At 67.6% G+C, this 18,908-nt stretch carries 22 protein-coding genes and 1 pseudogene; 19 read left to right on the plus strand and 4 right to left on the minus strand.

All coding sequences use genetic code 11. The features are described 5' to 3' along the window. The first annotated feature begins 172 nt into the window (after positions 1-172). The 6 genes from rplN to ACYR7D_RS09840 all read left to right on the plus strand — a co-directional run bounded on the left by rplN (position 173) and on the right by ACYR7D_RS09840 (position 4,108). Positions 173-541 carry a 50S ribosomal protein L14 gene (gene rplN, locus ACYR7D_RS09815; RefSeq protein WP_459550104.1) on the plus strand — a complete coding sequence of 123 codons (369 nt, stop codon included), beginning with the start codon at positions 173-175 and terminating at the stop codon, positions 539-541. 1 nt (position 542) lies between these two features. Then, positions 543-860, plus strand: a complete 318-nt coding sequence (gene rplX, locus ACYR7D_RS09820; protein WP_459549293.1) for a 50S ribosomal protein L24 — start codon at positions 543-545, stop codon at positions 858-860. A gap of 1 nt (position 861) precedes the next feature. After that, the gene (rplE, locus tag ACYR7D_RS09825; protein WP_459549294.1) at positions 862-1,425 is read left to right on the plus strand and encodes a 50S ribosomal protein L5; all 564 of its coding nucleotides are present in this window, start codon (positions 862-864) and stop codon (positions 1,423-1,425) included. A gap of 3 nt (positions 1,426-1,428) precedes the next feature. Next, a complete protein-coding gene (locus tag ACYR7D_RS09830; protein ID WP_014349101.1) occupies positions 1,429-1,614 on the plus strand; it encodes a type Z 30S ribosomal protein S14 in 186 nt (61 codons plus the stop codon). Positions 1,615-1,708: 94 nt separating this feature from the next. Then, complete coding sequence (locus ACYR7D_RS09835; RefSeq protein ID WP_459549295.1) at positions 1,709-2,008, plus strand: hypothetical protein; 300 nt, start codon at positions 1,709-1,711, stop codon at positions 2,006-2,008. A gap of 120 nt (positions 2,009-2,128) precedes the next feature. After that, positions 2,129-4,108, plus strand: a complete 1,980-nt coding sequence (locus ACYR7D_RS09840; protein WP_459549296.1) for a TPM domain-containing protein — start codon at positions 2,129-2,131, stop codon at positions 4,106-4,108. Between the two features lie 310 nt (positions 4,109-4,418). On the opposite strand, the gene ACYR7D_RS09845 is transcribed toward ACYR7D_RS09840, so the two are convergent. Continuing rightward, positions 4,419-5,606 (minus strand): esterase/lipase family protein, encoded by a 1,188-nt coding sequence (locus tag ACYR7D_RS09845; RefSeq protein ID WP_459549297.1) that lies wholly within the window; start codon positions 5,604-5,606, stop codon positions 4,419-4,421. Between the two features lie 492 nt (positions 5,607-6,098). After that, entirely contained in the window at positions 6,099-6,737 is a 639-nt protein-coding gene (locus tag ACYR7D_RS09850) for an MBL fold metallo-hydrolase (RefSeq protein WP_459550105.1), read from the minus strand. Between the two features lie 155 nt (positions 6,738-6,892). Between ACYR7D_RS09850 and ACYR7D_RS09855 the strand changes: the two are divergent. The 11 genes and pseudogenes from ACYR7D_RS09855 to map form a co-directional block, all read left to right on the plus strand. Continuing rightward, positions 6,893-8,326 (plus strand): annotated as a pseudogene (locus tag ACYR7D_RS09855) (MFS transporter); the annotation flags it as partial. Between the two features lie 159 nt (positions 8,327-8,485). Continuing rightward, on the plus strand, positions 8,486-9,367 hold the full coding sequence (locus tag ACYR7D_RS09860) for an MSCRAMM family protein (protein WP_459550106.1): 882 nt from the start codon (positions 8,486-8,488) through the stop codon (positions 9,365-9,367). Between the two features lie 360 nt (positions 9,368-9,727). Further along, positions 9,728-10,126, plus strand: a complete 399-nt coding sequence (gene rpsH / locus ACYR7D_RS09865; protein ID WP_459549298.1) for a 30S ribosomal protein S8 — start codon at positions 9,728-9,730, stop codon at positions 10,124-10,126. A 14-nt stretch (positions 10,127-10,140) separates the two neighbouring features. Next, positions 10,141-10,677 carry a 50S ribosomal protein L6 gene (gene rplF / locus ACYR7D_RS09870; RefSeq protein ID WP_459549299.1) on the plus strand — a complete coding sequence of 179 codons (537 nt, stop codon included), beginning with the start codon at positions 10,141-10,143 and terminating at the stop codon, positions 10,675-10,677. Between the two features lie 2 nt (positions 10,678-10,679). Next, positions 10,680-11,087 (plus strand): 50S ribosomal protein L18, encoded by a 408-nt coding sequence (rplR, locus tag ACYR7D_RS09875; RefSeq protein WP_459549300.1) that lies wholly within the window; start codon positions 10,680-10,682, stop codon positions 11,085-11,087. Positions 11,088-11,133: 46 nt separating this feature from the next. After that, entirely contained in the window at positions 11,134-11,778 is a 645-nt protein-coding gene (gene rpsE / locus ACYR7D_RS09880) for a 30S ribosomal protein S5 (RefSeq protein WP_459549301.1), read from the plus strand. 1 nt (position 11,779) lies between these two features. Then, the gene (rpmD, locus tag ACYR7D_RS09885; protein ID WP_459549302.1) at positions 11,780-11,959 is read left to right on the plus strand and encodes a 50S ribosomal protein L30; all 180 of its coding nucleotides are present in this window, start codon (positions 11,780-11,782) and stop codon (positions 11,957-11,959) included. A gap of 1 nt (position 11,960) precedes the next feature. After that, complete coding sequence (rplO, locus tag ACYR7D_RS09890) at positions 11,961-12,404, plus strand: 50S ribosomal protein L15 (protein ID WP_195055354.1); 444 nt, start codon at positions 11,961-11,963, stop codon at positions 12,402-12,404. Positions 12,405-12,570: 166 nt separating this feature from the next. Continuing rightward, the gene (secY, locus tag ACYR7D_RS09895; protein ID WP_459549303.1) at positions 12,571-13,887 is read left to right on the plus strand and encodes a preprotein translocase subunit SecY; all 1,317 of its coding nucleotides are present in this window, start codon (positions 12,571-12,573) and stop codon (positions 13,885-13,887) included. Then, positions 13,884-14,444 carry an adenylate kinase gene (locus ACYR7D_RS09900; protein ID WP_459549304.1) on the plus strand — a complete coding sequence of 187 codons (561 nt, stop codon included), beginning with the start codon at positions 13,884-13,886 and terminating at the stop codon, positions 14,442-14,444. The genes secY and ACYR7D_RS09900 overlap by 4 nt, the downstream gene beginning before the upstream one ends. A gap of 46 nt (positions 14,445-14,490) precedes the next feature. Then, a complete protein-coding gene (map, locus tag ACYR7D_RS09905) occupies positions 14,491-15,291 on the plus strand; it encodes a type I methionyl aminopeptidase (protein ID WP_459549305.1) in 801 nt (266 codons plus the stop codon). A 97-nt stretch (positions 15,292-15,388) separates the two neighbouring features. Here map and dtd read toward each other — a convergent pair whose 3' ends face one another. Next, a complete protein-coding gene (gene dtd, locus ACYR7D_RS09910) occupies positions 15,389-15,832 on the minus strand; it encodes a D-aminoacyl-tRNA deacylase (RefSeq protein WP_459549306.1) in 444 nt (147 codons plus the stop codon). A 369-nt stretch (positions 15,833-16,201) separates the two neighbouring features. Here dtd and ACYR7D_RS09915 point away from each other — a divergent pair, with 369 nt between their 5' ends. Further along, positions 16,202-16,486: a hypothetical protein gene (locus ACYR7D_RS09915; protein WP_459549307.1), complete on the plus strand. Its 285-nt coding sequence runs from the start codon at positions 16,202-16,204 to the stop codon at positions 16,484-16,486. A 103-nt stretch (positions 16,487-16,589) separates the two neighbouring features. On the opposite strand, the gene ACYR7D_RS09920 is transcribed toward ACYR7D_RS09915, so the two are convergent. Continuing rightward, positions 16,590-16,949 carry a toxin-antitoxin system YwqK family antitoxin gene (locus ACYR7D_RS09920; RefSeq protein WP_459549308.1) on the minus strand — a complete coding sequence of 120 codons (360 nt, stop codon included), beginning with the start codon at positions 16,947-16,949 and terminating at the stop codon, positions 16,590-16,592. Between the two features lie 317 nt (positions 16,950-17,266). Between ACYR7D_RS09920 and ACYR7D_RS09925 the strand changes: the two genes are divergently transcribed. Then, positions 17,267-18,871 (plus strand): hypothetical protein, encoded by a 1,605-nt coding sequence (locus ACYR7D_RS09925; RefSeq protein ID WP_459549309.1) that lies wholly within the window; start codon positions 17,267-17,269, stop codon positions 18,869-18,871. Positions 18,872-18,908: the final 37 nt, after the last annotated feature.

An 18,908-nucleotide genomic window follows, 5' to 3' on the forward strand; every position in this document is an offset into this window, starting at 1 on the left:
TATCCTTGAGCGGTTGCCTGCGGGCCCGGTGCCCGCGATTCGGCCGCGAACCCCCGGTGGTTGGTCCATGTGATCAAAGAAACCGCTGGTAGGCGCGCTTTCGAATGGTGACAGACCATGCCCGTCGGGTCGGCAATCCGGCGTGCTTTACGTCCAGGTCGAGGAGGCTGAAGTGATTCAGCAGGAGTCGCGGCTGCGCGTCGCCGACAACACGGGTGCCAAGGAGATTCTCTGCATCCGCGTTCTCGGTGGCTCGTCGCGCCGCTATGCCGGTATCGGCGATGTCATCGTCGCCACTGTGAAAGACGCGATCCCCGGCGGCAACGTCAAACGAGGTGACGTGGTCAAGGCCGTCGTGGTGCGCACCGCCAAGGAACGGCGCCGTCCGGATGGTTCCTACATCCGTTTCGACGAGAACGCCGCCGTGCTCATCAAGGCGGACAACGACCCGCGCGGTACCCGCATCTTCGGCCCGGTCGGCCGCGAGCTGCGCGACAAGAAGTTCATGAAGATCGTTTCGCTGGCCCCGGAGGTGCTCTGACATGAAGGTGCACAAGGGCGATACCGTGCTCGTCGTCTCGGGTAAGGACAAGGGCGCCAAGGGCAAGGTCATCCAGGCCTACCCGCAGGAGAACCGGGTCCTGGTCGAGGGCGTGAACCGGATCAAGAAGCATGTCGCGAATTCCGCGAACCAGCGTGGCGCGTCCTCGGGCGGCATCGTGACCCAGGAAGCGCCCATCCACGTGTCCAACGTGATGGTTGTCGACTCGGACGGTAACCCGACCCGGATCGGCTACCGCACCGACGAAGAAACCGGCAAGCGGGTTCGGATCTCCCGTAAGAACGGGAAGGACATCTGATATGACCACCACCGAGAAAGTGCAGCCCCGGCTCAAGCAGCGCTACCGCGAAGAGATCAAGGACGCGCTGAACAACGAGTTCGACTACGCCAACGTCATGCAGATCCCCGGCGTGGTCAAGGTCGTGGTGAACATGGGTGTCGGTGACGCCGCCCGCGACGCGAAGCTGATCAACGGCGCGGTCGAGGACCTGGCCCTGATCACCGGCCAGAAGCCGCAGATCCGCAAGGCCACCAAATCCATCGCGCAGTTCAAACTGCGTGAGGGTATGCCGATCGGCGCCAAGGTCACCCTGCGCGGCGACCGGATGTGGGAGTTCCTGGACCGCCTGGTCTCGATCGCCCTGCCCCGTATCCGCGACTTCCGCGGCCTGTCGCCCAAGCAGTTCGACGGCAACGGCAACTACACGTTCGGCCTGAGCGAGCAGTCGATGTTCCACGAGATCGATGTGGACAAGATCGACCGTCCGCGCGGTATGGACATCACCGTTGTCACCACCGCCACCAACAACGAAGAAGGCCGTGCCCTGCTGAAGCACCTCGGCTTCCCGTTCAAGGAGAACTGAGACATGGCCAAGAAAGCACTGGTCAACAAGGCCAACCGCAAGCCGAAGTTCGCCGTTCGCGCCTACACCCGCTGCCAGCGTTGCGGCCGGCCGCACGCGGTGTACCGCAAGTTCGGCCTGTGCCGCGTGTGCCTGCGTGAAATGGCGCACCGCGGCGAGCTGCCGGGCGTGCACAAGAGCTCCTGGTGAGCTGATCCGGCGGGCATCGTCCCGCCGGGATCCACACCACAGAAAAGGACCCGAGCCACAGCTCGGGTCCTTTTCGTGCTTCCAAGGTTTGATCGTGAAATCACGATCACCATCGTTGATCGGCGTTCACCGGCGGGTCACCGACCGGGGTTCGCCCGAGGAGCTGTTCTTCGTCGCGTTCCACGGCGACTGCGAGCACGAGGTGCCGCCGGTCACCGACGGTTTCCGGATCACGCTGACCTACAACCTGGTGGCGAAGGGGCGTACCGGCCCGGCCGACGACCCCCGGCGTCGACCCTCGACGCGCTTCGCCGCGGCGTGTGCTCGCGGTCGAGGACGCGTCCCGTCCGTCCGGGCTCGACGGCGGCCAGGCCCGGGGCGGGTCGGCGGATGAGGTCGAGATCCACTACCGGGCCGGGCGTATCGCGATTTCCACCGGCTTTCCGGCCATATGCGAAATGCGGTGCGTTTGCGAGTTCCGTCTTCCGGGTGCCGCCCGCGCTAGATTCGTGATATGCCGACGTCGACGTCGAACCATCCGCTGCGCCGGGTCGTGTTGATCCTGCTCGGCCTGGTGCTCGCCGGTGGGCTGTGGGCACCGGTCGCGTTGGCGGAGCCGCCCACCCGGATGGACACCTATGTCGTCGATTCGGCAGGAGCGCTCGGCAATGGTGATGCCGAGCGGGTGGGCGCGGCCGTCGAGGCCCTCTACGCCGCGCACCGGGTGCGGCTCTGGGTGGCCTATGTGGATGATTTCGCCGGTTACAGCCCGCAGGGCTGGGCTGTGCAGACCGCGCGGCAATCCGGGTTCGGTGGCCGGGATCTACTACTGGCGGTGGCTACTCGGGATCGTGCCTACGCCTTCGAAGGCGCGCTGCCCCCCGGTATGCGCGAATCCGCGCTCGACCGGGTACTCGTCGACCGGGTCGAGCCCGCGTTACGCGACAGCCGGTGGGCCGACGCAGGCGTGGGCGCGGCCGAGGGGATCGGTTCGGCCATGAGCGGTGGCCGGGTGAGCGGCGGTCCGGCGCTGCTGATCGGCGCGCTGATCGTGCTCGCGCTGGTGGGTCTGCTGCTGTATCAGCGGTACCGGCGGAAGGTCCGCGACCGGGCCGGTCTCGCGCGGGCCCGCGCGACCGATCCCACCGACCCCGCCGCACTCGCCGCGCTGCCGCTGGAGGCGTTGCACACCCGTTCGCGGGAGGTGCTCGTCGAGCTCGACAACGCCGTCCGGACAAGTGCCGAGGAACTCGACCTGGCGGTGGGCGAGTTCGGGGAGACGGCGGTACTGCCTTTCCGTACCGCGCTGGAGAACGCGAAAAACGCCATCGCGAAAGCCTTCGCCATCCGGCAGCGTCTCGACGACGCCATCCCGGAGACACCGGACGAGCAGCGCGCGCTGCTCATCGATCTGATCACCACCGCCGGACACGCCGACCGCAAACTCGATGCCCGCGTCACCGAATTCGACGCCATGCGCGATCTGCTCATCAATGCCGCGTCCCGGCTGGATGCCCTGACCCGCGATATCGTCGAGCTCACCAACCGGGTCCCGGCCGCGGAAGCCGAACTGACCCGGTTGTCGGCCGCGCATCCGGCCGGTGCGCTCGAACCGATCCGCGACAACGTCACCATGGCCCGGGAACGTATCGCCTTCGCCGACGAATGCATCGGCAACGCTCGCCGGGAACTCACCCGGCCCGTGGGTGAGCAGGGCGGCGCGGTCGCCGGTATCCGGGCGGCCGAAGGCGCGATCGGGCAGGCGCGCACTCTGCTCGACGCCGTTGCCGACGCGGCGGCGAACATCGCGCAGGCGCGTGCCGGGCTACCCGCCGCGCTGGACGAGTTGCGCGGCGACCTCGACGCGGCTGCCGAACTCGCCGAACACGGCGGTCCCGAGCTCGCGGCGGCCGTTACCGCCGCGCGAACCGCGCTGGACAACGCGGGCGCCGCGGCCGAGACCGACCCGCTGAGCGCTTTCCACGAGGCGGTCGCCGCCGACGGCGAACTGGACCGTGCGCTGGCCGCCGCCGGCGCGCGCAAACTGGCCGCCGAGAATCTGGCGCGCCGCCTCGATCAGGCGCTCCACGATGCCGTCGGGCGGGTCCGTACGGCCACCGATTTCATCAGCACCCGGCGCGGTGCCGTGGATGCCGCACCCCGTACCCGGCTCTCGGAAGCCCAGCGCAACCTCGACGAGGCGCTGCGGCTGCGCACCACCGATCCGGCCGCCGCGCTGAACCATGCCCGCGCCGCCGCCGATCTCGGGGGCCGCGCACTCCGGGAAGCGCAGGAGGGCGTACAGACCTGGGAGGTCTACGGGCCGGTGTCGGGTTCGACGCAGGCCGGCGCGATCCTGGGCGGCATCCTGATCGACAGTATGCTGCGCGGCGGAATGGGCGGCGGCATCCATTACCGCGGCGGCGGCTACCGGGCGGGGTCCTTCGGCGGATCGGGTGGTTCCCGGCGGATCAGCCGCGGCGGACGTTTCTGAGCGGTTCCACCGAGCCCGGGGTCTTCCGGGCGGCGCTACACCCGGACCGAGGCCATGGTGAATGGCCAGCGGTTCGCCGTCGGGGGCGGTGTAGTGGGTGGGCATGCCGGCCACCATCCTGAACTGCGGGTGGCGATTCCGCGTCGGTGACCTCCTTGTCACCGCAGTGCCGAACATGCCCCGCGCAGCATGCCGCGGGGCCCGGGCAACCCATCGCGGCCACGAAGTGGTTTCGTACGGTCCGGGAGCGCTGGGCCCGGTCGGCGCGGCACGGCACCGGCCGGGCGGGAACGCACCATATGCGCCGCGGTCAGAGCTTTCCGCCGCCGCCGATCAGCCATGGGTTGAAGGTGCACCGCAGCGCCGGGAAACGCTCCGGATCCAATGCCCGCAGCGCGATCGACAGTGCCCGCGGCGAGTACATCATCGTCAAATGGTCCGACAGATCTTGATCGCATCCGTCCTGCAACGTGATGTTGCGGACGGTCGCGCCCGGTCCGGGCCGCAGGAAGGTCAGATCGTAGGGGGTGGTCACCTCGTCGTAGCGGGTGCCCACCACGGTGTAGTCCACCCCGGCGACGGTATCGCCGCCGGCGTTGAGTTCGTCGACGAAATCCGAGCCGACCGTCTGCTGGATGCCGGAATGCCCGACGAAGATCTCGATGAAGCCGAGGATATCGATGCCGAAGTTGTTGACGGCCCGGCCCAACGCCCCGATCCCGTCCAGGGTGGTGCCGTGGTGGGTGGCGCCGAAGGTGATCAGTTTGCCGACTTTGTCCGCGCCGCCTTCGAACTTGGTGTACCAGTTCGACATCGATCCGCCCTGGGAGTGGGCGATGATATCGACCTCGGTGGCCCCGGTGGCGTCGAGCACGCGGTCCACGAAGACGGCCAGCTGTTTCGCCGAATCCTGGATGTAGCCGGTGCCCATCGTCCCCGGCAGCACCGAACCCACGCCACCGCCCTGGACGAGGTTCGCCCGCCCGTAGTTGAAGGTGAAGGTGCAGAAGCCGGCGTCTTTGATCGGCCGGCCCATGAAGGCGAAACCGTTGTAGGCGTTCATCCAGGTGCCGTGGAGCAGCAGCACCGGGCGCGGATGTTCGGCGGTGGGTTCGCAGTCCCAGTCGTTGGTTCCCGGTGGCGCCGCGTCACCGTTGGCCAGCCCGTACCCGAAGGCGGCCAGCCACGAGGTCTGCGGTGGGCCGTATCCGACCGTATCGGAGGCGTATCCGCCGGAAAGCCCCGAACTGCTGCCCGAGCCGCCGTAGCAGTCGCCGGAGCCGTTGCCCGAGCCCGCACCGCTACCGGAATTACACGCCGAACCGCTGGCACTGCCCGAATCGGCGACCGGCTGCCCGGTGCGCCCGGCGGCGATATAGGCGGTCAGGTCTTGTTCGGTGGGTTGGGCCTGGGCGTTCGACGCGGCGAGCCCGCAGGTGAGCGCTGTGGCGGCCAGTAGTACGGCCAGCCGCGGCCGCGCGGAGGTTGGTTTCGTCATCAGGGGCCTTCCTGGGGAACAGCACGATCCGCTTCCCTTGCCGCGGAGCGTGTTCCGCCACGAGGAAGCTGCGCCGACAGTACGAGGCCCCATGCCGGTTTCCGGTTTTCCGCGCACAAGAACTGGAGACCTCACCAATGGCCGATAACGAGGTTTGGACCCGCTCACAGAAGGGTGCGGATATCGGTGCGGGCTGCCCGCTCTTTCCGGGAAAATAATCGGGAAGCGGCACCGTGATACGTACCGGAAGGGTGTGCGGTTTTTCGGTGAGATCCGCCGGTTGTTCACCGGGGCGTATATCGTTTCCGATCACCTACCGTTTTCGAGAACATGCCCCTGCTCTCTGTGGATGAATCCAGGGGTGGGAATATCGGGTGATTCACCCGATTCTGTGTGGAGGCGGTCGGCGCGGGGCTCGGCGAATTCGAAGCATCCGGTGCCGATTCCGGATGCTTCGAATTCGCTGGTATGTGATCGTGGCGAATACGGCGCTCACCCCAGTTCTTGGCGGGCCTGGTCGAGATATTCGGGCCAGGTGGCCCGGTCGATTTCGTGTACCGCCGTGGTTCCTTCGACGAAACCGCTGGAGACGACCACATCCGGTTGTACGCCGGCGAGGATATCGAGTGCCGCCCGCAGCCCGGCCTTGTCGCTGTAGCCCGGTATGTAGCCCGCGCGCCACACCCCGTCGGCGTAGCGGAGGAAAGTATCGCCGGTGAAGAGGTAATTGCGCCCGCCGTGTCCCGGCACCAGGTAGCACGTGCTCCCCGGAGTGTGGCCCGGGGTGGGAATGATGTCGATTCCGGCGTCGTCGACACCCCGGGCGTCGAGCGCGACGTCGATCGGTGCGAACGCTTCTATTTCATCGGCCTCGGCGGCCGGGGCGTGGAGGCGGCTGCCGAAACGTTCGGCCACGGCACGTAATACCGGACCGGCTTCGTCCTGATGGCTCAGGTACTGGCGGGCGACTCCGCCCAGTCGTTCCAAGTCCGCGAAATCACGGTCGTTGCCAGGGGCGTAGAAGAGGATGTTCTGTCCGGACGGTGGGGCCCAGAGGTAGGCGTGGGTGCGCGGGCCGCCGGGGACGGCGAACTCCCGGGTTTCCCAGAGGTCCGGGAATATTCGGCGCATCGTCGGGGTCGGCTGGTCGGGGCGCGGTATGGATTCGATGGACATACCGCGACCGTAGAAGCTGAACCATTGTTCAGGTCAAGTGGAATTGGTTGGATTGCATCATGCATGTTATGTGTATTATGCACATCGGTTGAATCCATTCTGCGAGGAGCATGCTCGTGACCAAACCCGAAGCCGCCGTCCGCCCCGCGGCGGTGCTGGCGGTGCTCGCCTTCGCCGGGATCGTGGCGTCGCTGACGCAGACCCTGGTGATGCCGTTGCTCGGGCAGCTACCGGAAATACTGAGTACCGAACCCTCCAATGCCACCTGGGTGGTCACCGCGAGCCTGCTGGCGAGCGCCGTGACGACCCCCGTGGCCGGGCGGCTGGGCGACCTCTTCGGTAAGCGTCCGGTGCTGGTGGGATCGGTGGTCCCGCTCGCCATCGGTTCCGTGCTCTGTGCCGTTTCGTCGTCCCTGTGGCCGATGCTCATCGGACGTGGTCTGCAGGGAATGGGTGTGGGCCTGATCCCGGTCGGTATCGCGGCGCTGCGCGATCTGCTGCCGCCCGCGAAACTCGGCTCGGGTATCGCATTGATCAGCTCCTCGCTCGGTGTCGGTGGTGCGCTGGGCCTGCCACTGGCGGCGGCGGTCGTCGAATACAGCAGCTGGCGCTATCTCTTCTGGGGTGTCGCGGTGCTCGCCGTCGTGGCCGGCCTGCTGATCTTCGCGGTGGTGCCCAAGGCTCCCGCCCGCACCGATCGCGGCCGTTTCGACATACTCGGCGCGGTCGGTTTGGGCGCCGCGCTGGTCTGCCTGCTGCTCGCCGTGTCCAAGGGCGCGAGCTGGGGCTGGACCAGCGCGCTCACCATCGCGCTGTTCGTCGCGTCCGTGGTGGTACTGCTGCTCTGGGCGCTGTGGGAGCTGCGGGCGCGCGATCCGCTGGTCGACCTGCGGGTGACCGCGCGGCCGCGGGTGCTGCTCACCAATGCCGCCTCGATCGTCATCGGTATGTCGATGTTCGCCCAGGCGCTGATCTTCCCGCAGCTGCTGCAGCTACCGGAAGCCACCGGATACGGGCTGGGACAGTCGATGGTGGCGATGGGTCTGTGGATGGCCCCGGGTGGCCTGATGATGATGCTGGCCTCACCGCTGAGCGCGAAGCTCTCCGCGCTGGCCGGTCCGAAGGTCACCTTGATCGTCGGTTCGCTCATCATCGCCGCCGGCTACGGCGCCACGGTGCCGCTGATGGGAGCCCCGTGGGGACTGATGGCCGGCGCGATCGTCATCAGCCTCGGCGTCGGCTTCGCCTACGGTGCCATGCCCGCGCTGATCATGAGCTCGGTGCCGATCACCGAGACATCCGCGGCCAACAGCTTCAACACGCTGATGCGATCCATCGGCACCTCGGTGGCCTCGGCCGCCATCGGCGCGGTTCTCGCCGAGATGAGCACCACCTTCGCCGGCGGTATCAGCGTGCCGACCGAGAACGGTTTCCGGGCCGGCATCCTGATCGGATGCGGTGTCGCGGCGGCGGCCGCGGTGGTCGCGCTGACCATCCCCACCGCCGGACGTGCCGCGGCGGCAGCGGTCGCGGCCCGGCCGGACGGGCCGGTGGAAACCGGGACACACGCGGTGGCCGAAGCGGTACCGGCCGCGCCCGCCGGTCTGTCGATGGAGGCCGAGCGGGTGGTGGACGAGGCCGAGGCGGCTGTTGCGGCCGGTGCCGGCGAACCGGCTCCGCGGTTCGTGGACGCGGAAACGTATATGGCGGGACATAACGGCGCGGTGCCCGCCCCGCAACCGCCCACCAGCGGTTCGGTGCTGTTCGGCCGGGTATCCGACGCGCGCGGTACGGCGGTGTCGGGAGCCACGCTCACGCTGATCTCGCCCACCGGCCGGCAGTTGGGCCGGGCGGTTTCGGGCACCGACGGGTTCTACGAACTGGCGGCGCCGGAGCCCGGCTCCTATGTCCTCATCGCTTCCGCCGAAGGGTGGCGCCCGGACGCCTCGACCGCCGTCCTCGGGAGCAATCCGGTGTCCTACGACGTCACGCTCACCACACTGGCCGGTCTCGCGGGCACCGTTTCGCGGGCCGGTGACGGTGCGCCGGTGGCGGGTGCGATGGTGACCGCCCTGGACATGCGCGGCGAAGTACTGGCGGCCGGCGAATCGGATCCGTCCGGCGGTTTCGAGCTCTCGGGTCTGCCGGAGGGCGAGTTCACGGTGGCGGTCAGCGCGTTCGGATACCACCCGAGCGCGGTGGCGGTGCACGTGACCGGCCGGGAAACGGCTCGCCTCGAAGTACTGCTGCGCCCGGGGGTGCGGGTGTCCGGCGTGGTGAGCGGCGGCGGCCGGCCGTTGGCGCAGGCCCGGGTCACACTGACCGATGCGCTGGGCAATGTGGTCGAGACACAGTCGACCGGCCCCGACGGTTCCTACGCCTTCGCGAACCTGGACGAAGGCACCTACACCGTGGTCGCCACCGGGTACGCGCCGGCCAGCGCGCAGGTGCGGGTGGGGGAGCACGATATCGACGGGTTCGATATGGAACTGACCGCCGACGGGGCCGGGGAGACCGCCGCGGTGCGGACACCGCGGCCCGAGGCGTTCGAGGAACTACCGGAGGTACACAAGAGCTCCTGGTGAGGAGTTCCGGTACGGAACCTCGAACAGGGGCCCGGGTCGCGACCCGGGCCCCTGTTGTTTCGGCACGGTGAGGTGATGCCGGCTGTGCCGCTCCGCCGGGTCGTCCATCCGTCGGCAGGCTGCGTGAGCAGGCGATTCGGGGACCTGATTTTGCCGTACCCGAGACGACTCCTACACTAGACCGGTTGCCAGGGCGCCGTTGTGCCCACGGGTGCCCGCTCGCGGGTGTCCGGGCGATACGAACTCATCCGGCGGTGACTTCCGTCCGGACCAGCCGAATTGCTGTAGGCCCACGGTCCGCGCCCGCGTGGCGCGGGTGTTGTATGGGAACCGCAGCGAGAAAGGTGTCGAGGTCGAACCATGACCATGACCGATCCGATCGCAGACTTCCTGACACGTCTGCGCAACGCCAATTCGGCGTACCACGATCAGGTGAAGGCTCCGCATTCGAAGCTCAAGGCGAATATCGCCGAGATCCTGAAGCGTGAGGGCTATATCGCCGATTACCGCACCGAGGACGCGACCGTGGGTAAGAACCTCGTCGTCGACCTCAAGTACGGCCCCAGCCGGGAGCGCAGCCTGCAGGGTCTGCGCCGGGTCTCGAAGCCGGGTCTGCGCGTGTACGCGAAATCCACCAACCTGCCCAAGGTCCTGGGCGGCCTCGGCGTGGCGATCATCTCCACGTCGACCGGCCTGCTCACCGACCGTCAGGCGGCTCAGCAGGGTGTGGGCGGGGAAGTCCTCGCCTACGTCTGGTAAGGGAGGTACGGACAATGTCGCGTATCGGTAAGCATCCCGTAGCGGTTCCCTCCGGTGTCGAGGTGACCCTGGACGGCCGGGACGTCGCGGTGAAGGGCCCCAAGGGCCAGCTGTCGCTGACCGTCGCCGAGCCCATCACCGTCACCCAGGAGGACGGCCGGCTCGTGGTCGCCCGTCCGGACGACGAACGCCGCAGCCGCTCGCTGCACGGCCTGACCCGGACCCTGATCGCCAATATGATCACCGGTGTCACCCAGGGCTACGAGAAGAAGATGGAAATCTTCGGCGTCGGCTACCGTGTGCAGCAGAAGGGCAAGGACCTCGAGTTCGCCCTCGGCTACAGCCACCCGGTGCCGATCGAGGCGCCCGAGGGCATCACTTTCGCGGTGGAATCGCCCACCAAGTTCTCCGTATCCGGGATCGACAAGCAGAAGGTCGGCCAGGTTTCGGCGGTTATCCACGGTCTGCGCAAGCCCGACCCGTACAAGGGCAAGGGCATCCGCTACGCCGGTGAGGTCGTTCGCCGCAAGGTCGGAAAGACGGGTAAGTGATCATGGCGCAAACCGAGAATCAGAAGGCCAAGCGTATTCCGCTGGGCAAGGACGTTTCCACTCGCCGGCGGCTGTCCAAGACGCGGCGTCACTTCCGCCTGCGCAAGAAGATCGAGGGCACCAGCGAGCGGCCCCGGCTGATCGTGCACCGCTCCTCGCGGCACCTGCACGTGCAGCTGATCGACGATTCGGCCGGTCGCACCCTGGCGTCGGCGTCCACCATCGAGGCCGATGTGCGGGCGCTGGAGGGCGACAAGACCGCCAAGGGCAAGAAGGTCGGCGAACTGATCGCCGCGCGGGCCAAGGCCGCCGGTGTGGAGGCCGTGGTGTTCGACCGCGGTGGCCACGACTACCACGGCCGGATCGCGGCGCTCGCCGATGCCGCTCGGGAAGGCGGGCTGAAGTTCTGATGATCAACAAGACTGCACATACCTGTGTGAACGGAAGGAACGTCTGATGCCGGGACGTCAGCGGCGTGACGGCGGAAACGGACCCGCCGGACAGAACTCGAACGCCCCCGACGGGGGTCGTGACAACCGCCGGGGCGGCGACCGCCGCGGCGGCGACCGTCGTAACGACGCGGCCGAGAAGAACCAGCTCGAGCGCGTCGTAGCGATCAACCGCGTCTCCAAGGTGGTCAAGGGTGGTCGGCGCTTCAGCTTCACCGCCCTGGTCATCGTGGGCGACGGCAACGGTCTGGTCGGCGTCGGCTATGGCAAGGCCAAGGAAGTTCCCGCGGCCATCCAGAAGGGTGTCGAGGAAGCGCGCAAGGGCTTCTTCCGCGTCCCGATGATCGGTTCCACCATCACCCACCCGGTGCAGGGCGAGGCGGCGGCCGGTGTGGTCATGCTGCGTCCGGCCTCCCCGGGTACCGGTGTGATCGCCGGTGGCGCCGCGCGTGCCGTACTGGAGTGCGCGGGTATCCACGACATCCTGGCCAAGTCGCTCGGTAGCGACAACGCGATCAACGTCGTCCACGCGACCGTCGCCGCGCTCAAGCAGCTGCAGCGGCCGGAAGAGGTCGCGGCGCGTCGCGGTCTGCCGCTCGAGGACGTCGCTCCCGCGGGCATGCTGCGTGCCCGTGCCGGACAAGGAGTCTGATATGGCAGATCTCAAGGTGACCCAGATCAAGAGCTCGATCGGCGCCAAGCAGAATCAGCGGGACAGCCTGCGGACCTTGGGTCTGCGTGGTATCCGCAAGTCGGTTATCCGGGAGGACACCCCGCAGAACCGTGGTCTGATCAATGTCGTGCGCCACCTCGTAACGGTTGAGGAGGTCTGACATGACCATCAAACTGCATCATCTGCGCCCCGCCCCGGGCGCCAAGACCGATAAGACCCGTGTGGGTCGCGGTGAAGGCTCCAAGGGTAAGACCGCCGGCCGCGGTACCAAGGGCACCAAGGCCCGCAAGAACGTGCCCGCCGCGTTCGAGGGTGGTCAGATGCCCATCCATATGCGCCTGCCGAAGCTGAAGGGCTTCACCAACCCGTTCCGGGTGGAGTACCAGGTCGTGAATGTGGGCACCATCGCCGAGCTGTTCCCCGAGGGCGGCACCATCGGCAAGGACGAACTGGTCGCCAAGGGCGCGGTTCGTAAGAACCAGCTGGTCAAGGTGCTCGGCGAGGGGGAGATCTCCGTCGCCGTGCAGGTCAGCGCGGACAAGTTCTCCGGCTCCGCCAAGGAGAAGATCGCCGCCGCCGGTGGTACCGCCACCGAACTGGGCTGACGTCCGTTATTTCGACGACAGCGGCGCCGGACGAGTGCAGGCTCGTCCGGCGCCACTGTTAGAGTTCAAGTGTTGTCTGCCAAGACCCGTCATGGGTTCGGCGATTTCCGAGACGGGACACGCTGAAATTTCCATGGCCTGACCATGTCGTTCGCCAGGAGGATCTGTGCTTTCCGCCTTCGTTACGGCCTTCCGGACCACGGACTTGCGGCGGAAGATTCTCTTCACGCTGGGGCTGGTCGCGCTGTACCGCCTCGGTGCCGCGCTACCCTCGCCGGGCGTCGACTACAGGGCGGTCCAGGAGTGTATCGATCTGGTCTCCGGTGGTGATTCCGCCGGTATCTACCAGCTGATCAACCTCTTCTCCGGTGGGGCGCTGCTCCAGCTGTCGGTGTTCGCGATCGGCATCATGCCCTACATCACCGCGAGCATCATCATTCAGCTGCTCACCGTGGTCATCCCGCGGTTCGAGGAGCTGAAGAAGGAAGGCCAGACCGGCCAGACCAAGATGACGCAGTACACCCGCTACCTGTCGATCGCGCTGGCGATCCTGCAGGCCACGGGTCTGGTGGCGCTGGCCGCCCGCGGGCAGCTGCTGCAGGGCTGCCAGCAGGATATTCTCGCCGACACCAGTATCTTCGGCATGATCATCATCGTGCTCGTGATGACCGCGGGTGCCGCCCTGGTCATGTGGTTCGGTGAGCAGATCACCGAGCGTGGGGTCGGCAACGGTATGTCGCTGCTCATCTTCGCCGGTATCGCCGCCCGTGTCATCGCCGAGGGCCGCAATATCCTGGACAGCCGCGGCGGCCTGCTCTTCGGCGTGGTGTGCGCGGCGGCCCTGGCGGTCATCGTCGCGGTGGTCTTCGTCGAGCAGGGGCAGCGCCGGATCCCGGTGCAGTACGCCAAGCGCGTGGTCGGCCGTAAGATGTACGGCGGTTCTTCGACCTACCTACCGCTCAAGGTCAACCAGGCCGGTGTGATCCCGGTGATCTTCGCGTCTTCGCTGCTGTACCTGCCGAACCTGCTCGTACAGCTGGTCGGGTCCACGAACGATACCGATCCGAGCTGGTGGCAGGAGATCATCCAGAAATACCTGGTGGACCCCACCAACCCGGTGTACATCGCGATCTACTTCGGTCTGATCGTGTTCTTCACCTACTTCTACGTGGCCATTACCTTCAATCCGGAGGAACGGGCCGACGAGATGAAGAAGTTCGGTGGTTTCATCCCGGGCTACCGGCCCGGTAAACCGACCGCCGATCATCTGAGCTACGTACTGAGCCGGATCACCCTCCCCGGCTCGATCTATCTCGGTGCGGTGGCTGTACTGCCGAGTGTGTTCCTCGGCTCCAGTGGCGGCGCGCAGAGCATGGTCTTCGGTGGCGCCGCGGTACTGATCATCGTGAGCGTCGGCCTGGACACCGTGAAGCAGATCGAAAGCCAACTCATGAATCGCAATTACGAAGGGTTCCTCAAGTGAGAGTCGTACTACTCGGGCCGCCGGGAGCGGGCAAGGGCACTCAAGCCGTGCTGCTATCGGAAAAGCTGGGGGTACCACATATCTCTACGGGTGACCTCTTCCGCGCGAACATCAGCGAGCAGACGCCGCTCGGTCTCGAGGCGAAGCGCTATATGGACGCCGGTGAGCTGGTGCCCAGCGATGTCACCAACCGTATGGTGCGGTCCCGGGTGGCCGAACCGGACGCCGCGCGCGGTTTCGTACTCGACGGCTATCCGCGCACCGTGGACCAGGCCGACGCGCTGGCCAAGATCCTCGACGAACTGGGCAGCGAGCTCGACGCCGTCCTGTGCTTCGTCGTCTCCGAGGACACCGTGGTCGAGCGGATGCTGGCTCGCGGTCGTTCCGACGACAACGAGGAGACCATCCGCACCCGGTTGCGGATCTACCGCGAGGACACCCAGCCGCTGCTGAACTACTACGACGGCCTGGTCGTCTCGGTGGACGGTATCGGTGAGGTCGAAGAGGTCAATGCGCGCGCGCTCGAGGCGTTGGGGCGTAATGCCACGACCGGGTAGTTCCGGGTCCGGCGATATTCCCATGGTGACGGAGAGCTGACCAGCGATGGTTTTCGGCCGTAAGAACAAGAAGGTGGTGCCGTTCCGCACCGCCGGTGAACTCGACGCCATGGCGGCGGCCGGCGCGATCGTCGGCCGCGCTCTGGTGGCGGTCCGGGAGGCCGCCGCCCCCGGGGTGTCCACGCTCGATCTGGACCGGATCGCCGAACAGGTGATCCGGGACGCGGGCGCGGTGCCCTCGTTCAAGGGCTATCACGGATTTCCCGGCTCGATCTGCGCCTCGGTGAACGATCGCGTGGTGCACGGTATCCCGTCCGAATCGGAGATCCTGGCCCCCGGCGATCTGGTATCGATCGATTGCGGCGCCATCCTGGACGGCTGGCACGGCGATTCGGCGTGGACGTTCGGGGTGGGCGAGCTGTCCGAGGACGATCGGCTGCTGAGCGAGGCCACCGAGAAATCGATGGTGGCCGGTATCGCGGCGATGCTCCCGGACAACCGGCTCACCGATGTCTCGCATGCGATCGAACTCGGCACCCGGGCAGCCGAAGCCGAGCACGGCCGGCCGTACGGCATCGTCGACGGCTACGGCGGGCACGGGATCGGCCGCGAGATGCATCTCGATCCGTTCCTGCCGAACGAAGGGGCCCCCGGTAAGGGGCCCCGGTTGGTGGTGGGGTCGGTGCTGGCCATCGAACCCATGCTGACTCTCGGTACCTCCGATACCAAGGTGCTCGACGACGACTGGACGGTGGTCACCACCGACGGGTCGCGGGCGGCACACTGGGAACACACCGTCGCGGTGACCGAGGACGGTCCGCGCATCCTCACGCTCCGGCCCGAATAGCTCGTGCGCCGGATCGCGGAATGCGATCGGCGCATCGGCCCGGCCGGCCCTGGGGGAGGGTGCCGGGCCGTTTTCCGTTCGCCGTGGCCGTATGGGGTCAGAGTTCCAGCATGATCGTGACCGGGCCGTCGTTGACGAGGTCCACCTGCATATGGGCACCGAAACGGCCACCGGCGACCGGGGCGCCCAGCTGTCGCAGAGTTGCGGCGACGGTATCGACCAGCGGCTCGGCCACCGGTCCGGGCGCAGCCGCGGACCAGGAGGGCCGCCGGCCCTTGCGGGTGTCGGCGTAGAGGGTGAACTGGCTGACGACCAGGATGGGGGCCGACAGGTCGGCGGCGCTGCGTTCGCCCTCGAGGATCCGCAGCCGCCAGATTTTTTCGGCCATACCGCGGGCGGTCGCCTCGGTATCGGTGTGGGTGGCTCCGACGAGTGCGAGCAGGCCGTGCCGCGTTCCGTGGGCGGACGGGTCGATCCGGCCGACCACTTCACCGTCGACGGTAACCTGAGCCGAGGTCACTCGCTGTAGCAGGACTCGCATGGGGTCGATCTTGCCGCCGTCTCCGGACCCGGTTTCCCCGGGGTCCGCGGGTGCTGCGCACCGGGGACGATATCTCACCGCGGCGGCCGCACAACCGTATCCGCAGCGGGTAGCGCGCACGCTGTTCGCCGGAGACGCCGCCGTGGATTCGCCGGCCCGGCTCCCGCGGAGTGGGAAGAGGTCGCGTGGCGCAGCGATCGGTTCACGGTTACCGTCGGCGGGGAAACGCCGGCCGAGCCGAGGTACCGGGCTTTTCCGGCGGAGCGGGACCTCGGCGCGTATATCCGTACGGCGCTCGCCGATCCCAGCGCGCGCCAGGCACTTCGGCCGGCATCACGAAATCCGTACGACGCCGGACCAGGAGGAAGAATGCGGCTCAACCATCCGACCAGGGCGGAACTGATCGAGAACTTCGAGGCGGAACTCGATTCGGTACGCAACGGCGGCGGTCTCCGCTCGGAGACGGGGCTCGATATGGAGACCGGCGAGGCGCTGTGGGCGATCGCCCGTGCCTATCCGGATATCACCGAGGAGTTGGTGCGCAACGCCCGGAAGGCGTTCGCCGGTCAGCTCGACGGCTCGAACGCCGAACGGCGCCGCGCGAAGCTGAACGCGCAGATCGACAAGTTGCGCCGGGCGCGTGACGGCGAATGATGTGCTTCTCGGAAGCCGTGGAGCGGCCGGGGCCGAAGGGGCCCGGCCGCCGGTCGGCCCCGGTCTGCCACCGTTCCCGGTGCGGGCGGCGTCCGCCCCGGGTTCACCGCGGTCCGCCGGCGGCCGGCCATTCCCGGATGGCCTGCGATATACCGTCGTCGAAGAGGATCGCCTCGGCCGGCCGGCCGTCCGGGTGCCAGCGTCGTAGGACCCCGTGCGGTTTGCCCCGGTAGTTCTCGCCCTCGGATTTCAGCCGGCCGTCGGGCCACCATTCACGGGTGCTGCCGTGCGGGAGTCCGTCGACGTAGAACTCCTGGGAGAGCAGCTGTCCCGGCACCAATTCTTCGACCACCTCGCCGGTGAACGGTTCGCCCTCGTATTCCAGGCGCAGATCCTCGCCGACCGAGGTGGGGTCCTGGTTCAGATCGATCCGCTTCATCGCGGATCTTTCAACGATGCGCACACCCTGGTCAGGGTATCGGCGTGGACTCGGGGCCGGGGGCATATCCGGTGGTCGGCGCGGCGGCGGGGCCGGTGGCACGGGGATCCGCCGCGGACGCCGTCCGGTGGCCGGTTGTCCGGTCCCCTCTCGCGTCCCACCGGGTCCGGTCGGCGTTTTCCCGTCGCTGGGAGTCAGTGGCCGATGCGGTGTCATGTCAGAATGGCGGCGAATATGGGCACAGGAGCATGGTCTGGGAAGACGCGGTGGACGATGGGACTCCCCCGTGTTCTGGTATCGGTTCTGGTGGAGACATCACACGTATGGTCAGGATCTGAGCAGTGAGCGAGCGCGACAAGGAAAACCCGGGCCCCGAAGAACAGCCCGATGTACCGGACGTGGGCTTCACCCTCGCCGCGGACGAACCCGAGGACGAGACACAGGCCGATTCCCCGGACGAGGCCGAGAGTGAATCCGCGGACGAGGACCAGGATGGATCTCCGGGTGAAAGCCGGGCCGAATCATCGGACGAGACAACCGGTTCGGTGGACGAGGCGCTCCGGGACGAGGCGGAGGTGCTGGCCCGCCGGGCAGCCGACGGCCTGGCCGAGGTGGGGCCGGAGGGGTGGCAGCAGCTGGACGCTGTCTTCGCGCTGACCACCGCGGCCGGGGTGGCGCAGGTCGTCTACACCGATGGGGAACGTTCGGTGCGGGCCGAGCCGCCGACGGCCGTGCTGGAGCTGGTGCAACAACAGCGTGCGCTGGTGGCCGAGCGGGACGGCGAACCGTGGTGGCGGCTGTTGCTGCGGTTGAGTTCGGACGGCGAATTCGATCTGGACTACGACTTCGGTGACGAACCCTTCCCGGAGGGGCAACTGTTCGAGCCCGAGGCCTACCGAGCGGATCTGGACGAGTACCCGCGTGACGACCTGCCGGTATGGCTGGCGGCTTATATCGGTCATGGGGGCCGCCAGTCGCGCACTCCCCAGCAGGCCGCCGAGTCGGCGCGCGCCGACCGGGCGGCGCAGGTGTGGCCGGTGCTGGCGGAGAACGAGTTCCCGGACTTCCCGCAGATGTGGGCGCGCTGGGCCGTGATCTCCGCCGCGTTCGTCGCCGCCGGGTCCGAGTGGGGCCCGCGGATCCTGCCGTCGATGGGCTGGTTCGAAAGCTCCCGGCGCGGCGGCTCGACCCTGTACGCCCTGCCCGACGGGCGCGCGGTGCTCTCCGGGGGCGTGTGGGAGGCACCGAATCTGGATGCCGCGTACAACGGCGGTGCCGATATGCCGGAATTCTATGCCGGTGCGCCGGATTGGGTCGCCGACCCGGTGTTGAATCCGCGCGCGACCACCGGTCTGTTGTCGTTCTGCTACTGGTGGGACGCCGGGCGCTGGTATCGGGGTGAGTCGCCGGCGGCGGAGTACTGCGCCACCGCGGTGCCCGGGGTGTGGACCGCCGAAACCGTGAGCGGCATTGTCGCTGGTCTGGCGGCCGAGCAGCCGGGTACGGTGCAGCAGGCGGCCGCGGCGGCGTTGGTATCGGCCGCCGAGGCCGGTGTGGTCACTCGCGAGACGGTGATCGACCTCTTCGGTGACGACGGCCGTTACGATATCGACGGCGCCATGTATCAGCTGTCGCTGGCGGGTGTGGTGTTGCGCTTGCCCGAGCGTATGTCGCGGGAAGAGGCGATCTTCCGGGTGCAGCAGTACATCCTCGGCCGCGAGTTGGACACCACGGGGTATCCGCTGGACGAGCTGGTGGCGGATCGATTCAGTATCGGCTGGATGGTGTACGTGCCGGTGCCGCGCGGTGAGATCGCGATCGGGCGCGCCATCTTCTACATCGCCGACGACGGTGTGCTGGAGCATTCTTCCTCGTCGGTCGCGCCGACGACCTTCGTGGAGGATTTCGAGCAGCGTTACCGGGACCGGCAGGGCGTACCGGTCTGACTGTGGATGGGACAGGTCCGGACCGGCGCGTGCCCTG

It is taken from the genome of Nocardia sp. X0981 (genome assembly GCF_977089955.1).

What these genes read in the sequence shown, in the direction of transcription:
- rplX (WP_459549293.1), top strand. Translation starts at nt 543, where the DNA reads ATGAAGGTGCACAAGGGCGATACCGTGCTCGTCGTCTCGGGTAAGGAC.
- rplE (WP_459549294.1), top strand. Translation starts at nt 862, where the DNA reads ATGACCACCACCGAGAAAGTGCAGCCCCGGCTCAAGCAGCGCTACCGC.
- ACYR7D_RS09830 (WP_014349101.1), top strand. Translation starts at nt 1,429, where the DNA reads ATGGCCAAGAAAGCACTGGTCAACAAGGCCAACCGCAAGCCGAAGTTC.
- ACYR7D_RS09840 (WP_459549296.1), top strand. Translation starts at nt 2,129, where the DNA reads ATGCCGACGTCGACGTCGAACCATCCGCTGCGCCGGGTCGTGTTGATC.
- ACYR7D_RS09845 (WP_459549297.1), bottom strand. Translation starts at nt 5,606, where the DNA reads ATGACGAAACCAACCTCCGCGCGGCCGCGGCTGGCCGTACTACTGGCC.
- ACYR7D_RS09850 (WP_459550105.1), bottom strand. Translation starts at nt 6,737, where the DNA reads ATGCGCCGAATATTCCCGGACCTCTGGGAAACCCGGGAGTTCGCCGTC.
- ACYR7D_RS09860 (WP_459550106.1), top strand. Translation starts at nt 8,486, where the DNA reads ATGGCGGGACATAACGGCGCGGTGCCCGCCCCGCAACCGCCCACCAGC.
- rpsH (WP_459549298.1), top strand. Translation starts at nt 9,728, where the DNA reads ATGACCATGACCGATCCGATCGCAGACTTCCTGACACGTCTGCGCAAC.
- rplF (WP_459549299.1), top strand. Translation starts at nt 10,141, where the DNA reads ATGTCGCGTATCGGTAAGCATCCCGTAGCGGTTCCCTCCGGTGTCGAG.
- rplR (WP_459549300.1), top strand. Translation starts at nt 10,680, where the DNA reads ATGGCGCAAACCGAGAATCAGAAGGCCAAGCGTATTCCGCTGGGCAAG.
- rpsE (WP_459549301.1), top strand. Translation starts at nt 11,134, where the DNA reads ATGCCGGGACGTCAGCGGCGTGACGGCGGAAACGGACCCGCCGGACAG.
- rpmD (WP_459549302.1), top strand. Translation starts at nt 11,780, where the DNA reads ATGGCAGATCTCAAGGTGACCCAGATCAAGAGCTCGATCGGCGCCAAG.
- rplO (WP_195055354.1), top strand. Translation starts at nt 11,961, where the DNA reads ATGACCATCAAACTGCATCATCTGCGCCCCGCCCCGGGCGCCAAGACC.
- map (WP_459549305.1), top strand. Translation starts at nt 14,491, where the DNA reads ATGGTTTTCGGCCGTAAGAACAAGAAGGTGGTGCCGTTCCGCACCGCC.
- dtd (WP_459549306.1), bottom strand. Translation starts at nt 15,832, where the DNA reads ATGCGAGTCCTGCTACAGCGAGTGACCTCGGCTCAGGTTACCGTCGAC.
- ACYR7D_RS09915 (WP_459549307.1), top strand. Translation starts at nt 16,202, where the DNA reads ATGCGGCTCAACCATCCGACCAGGGCGGAACTGATCGAGAACTTCGAG.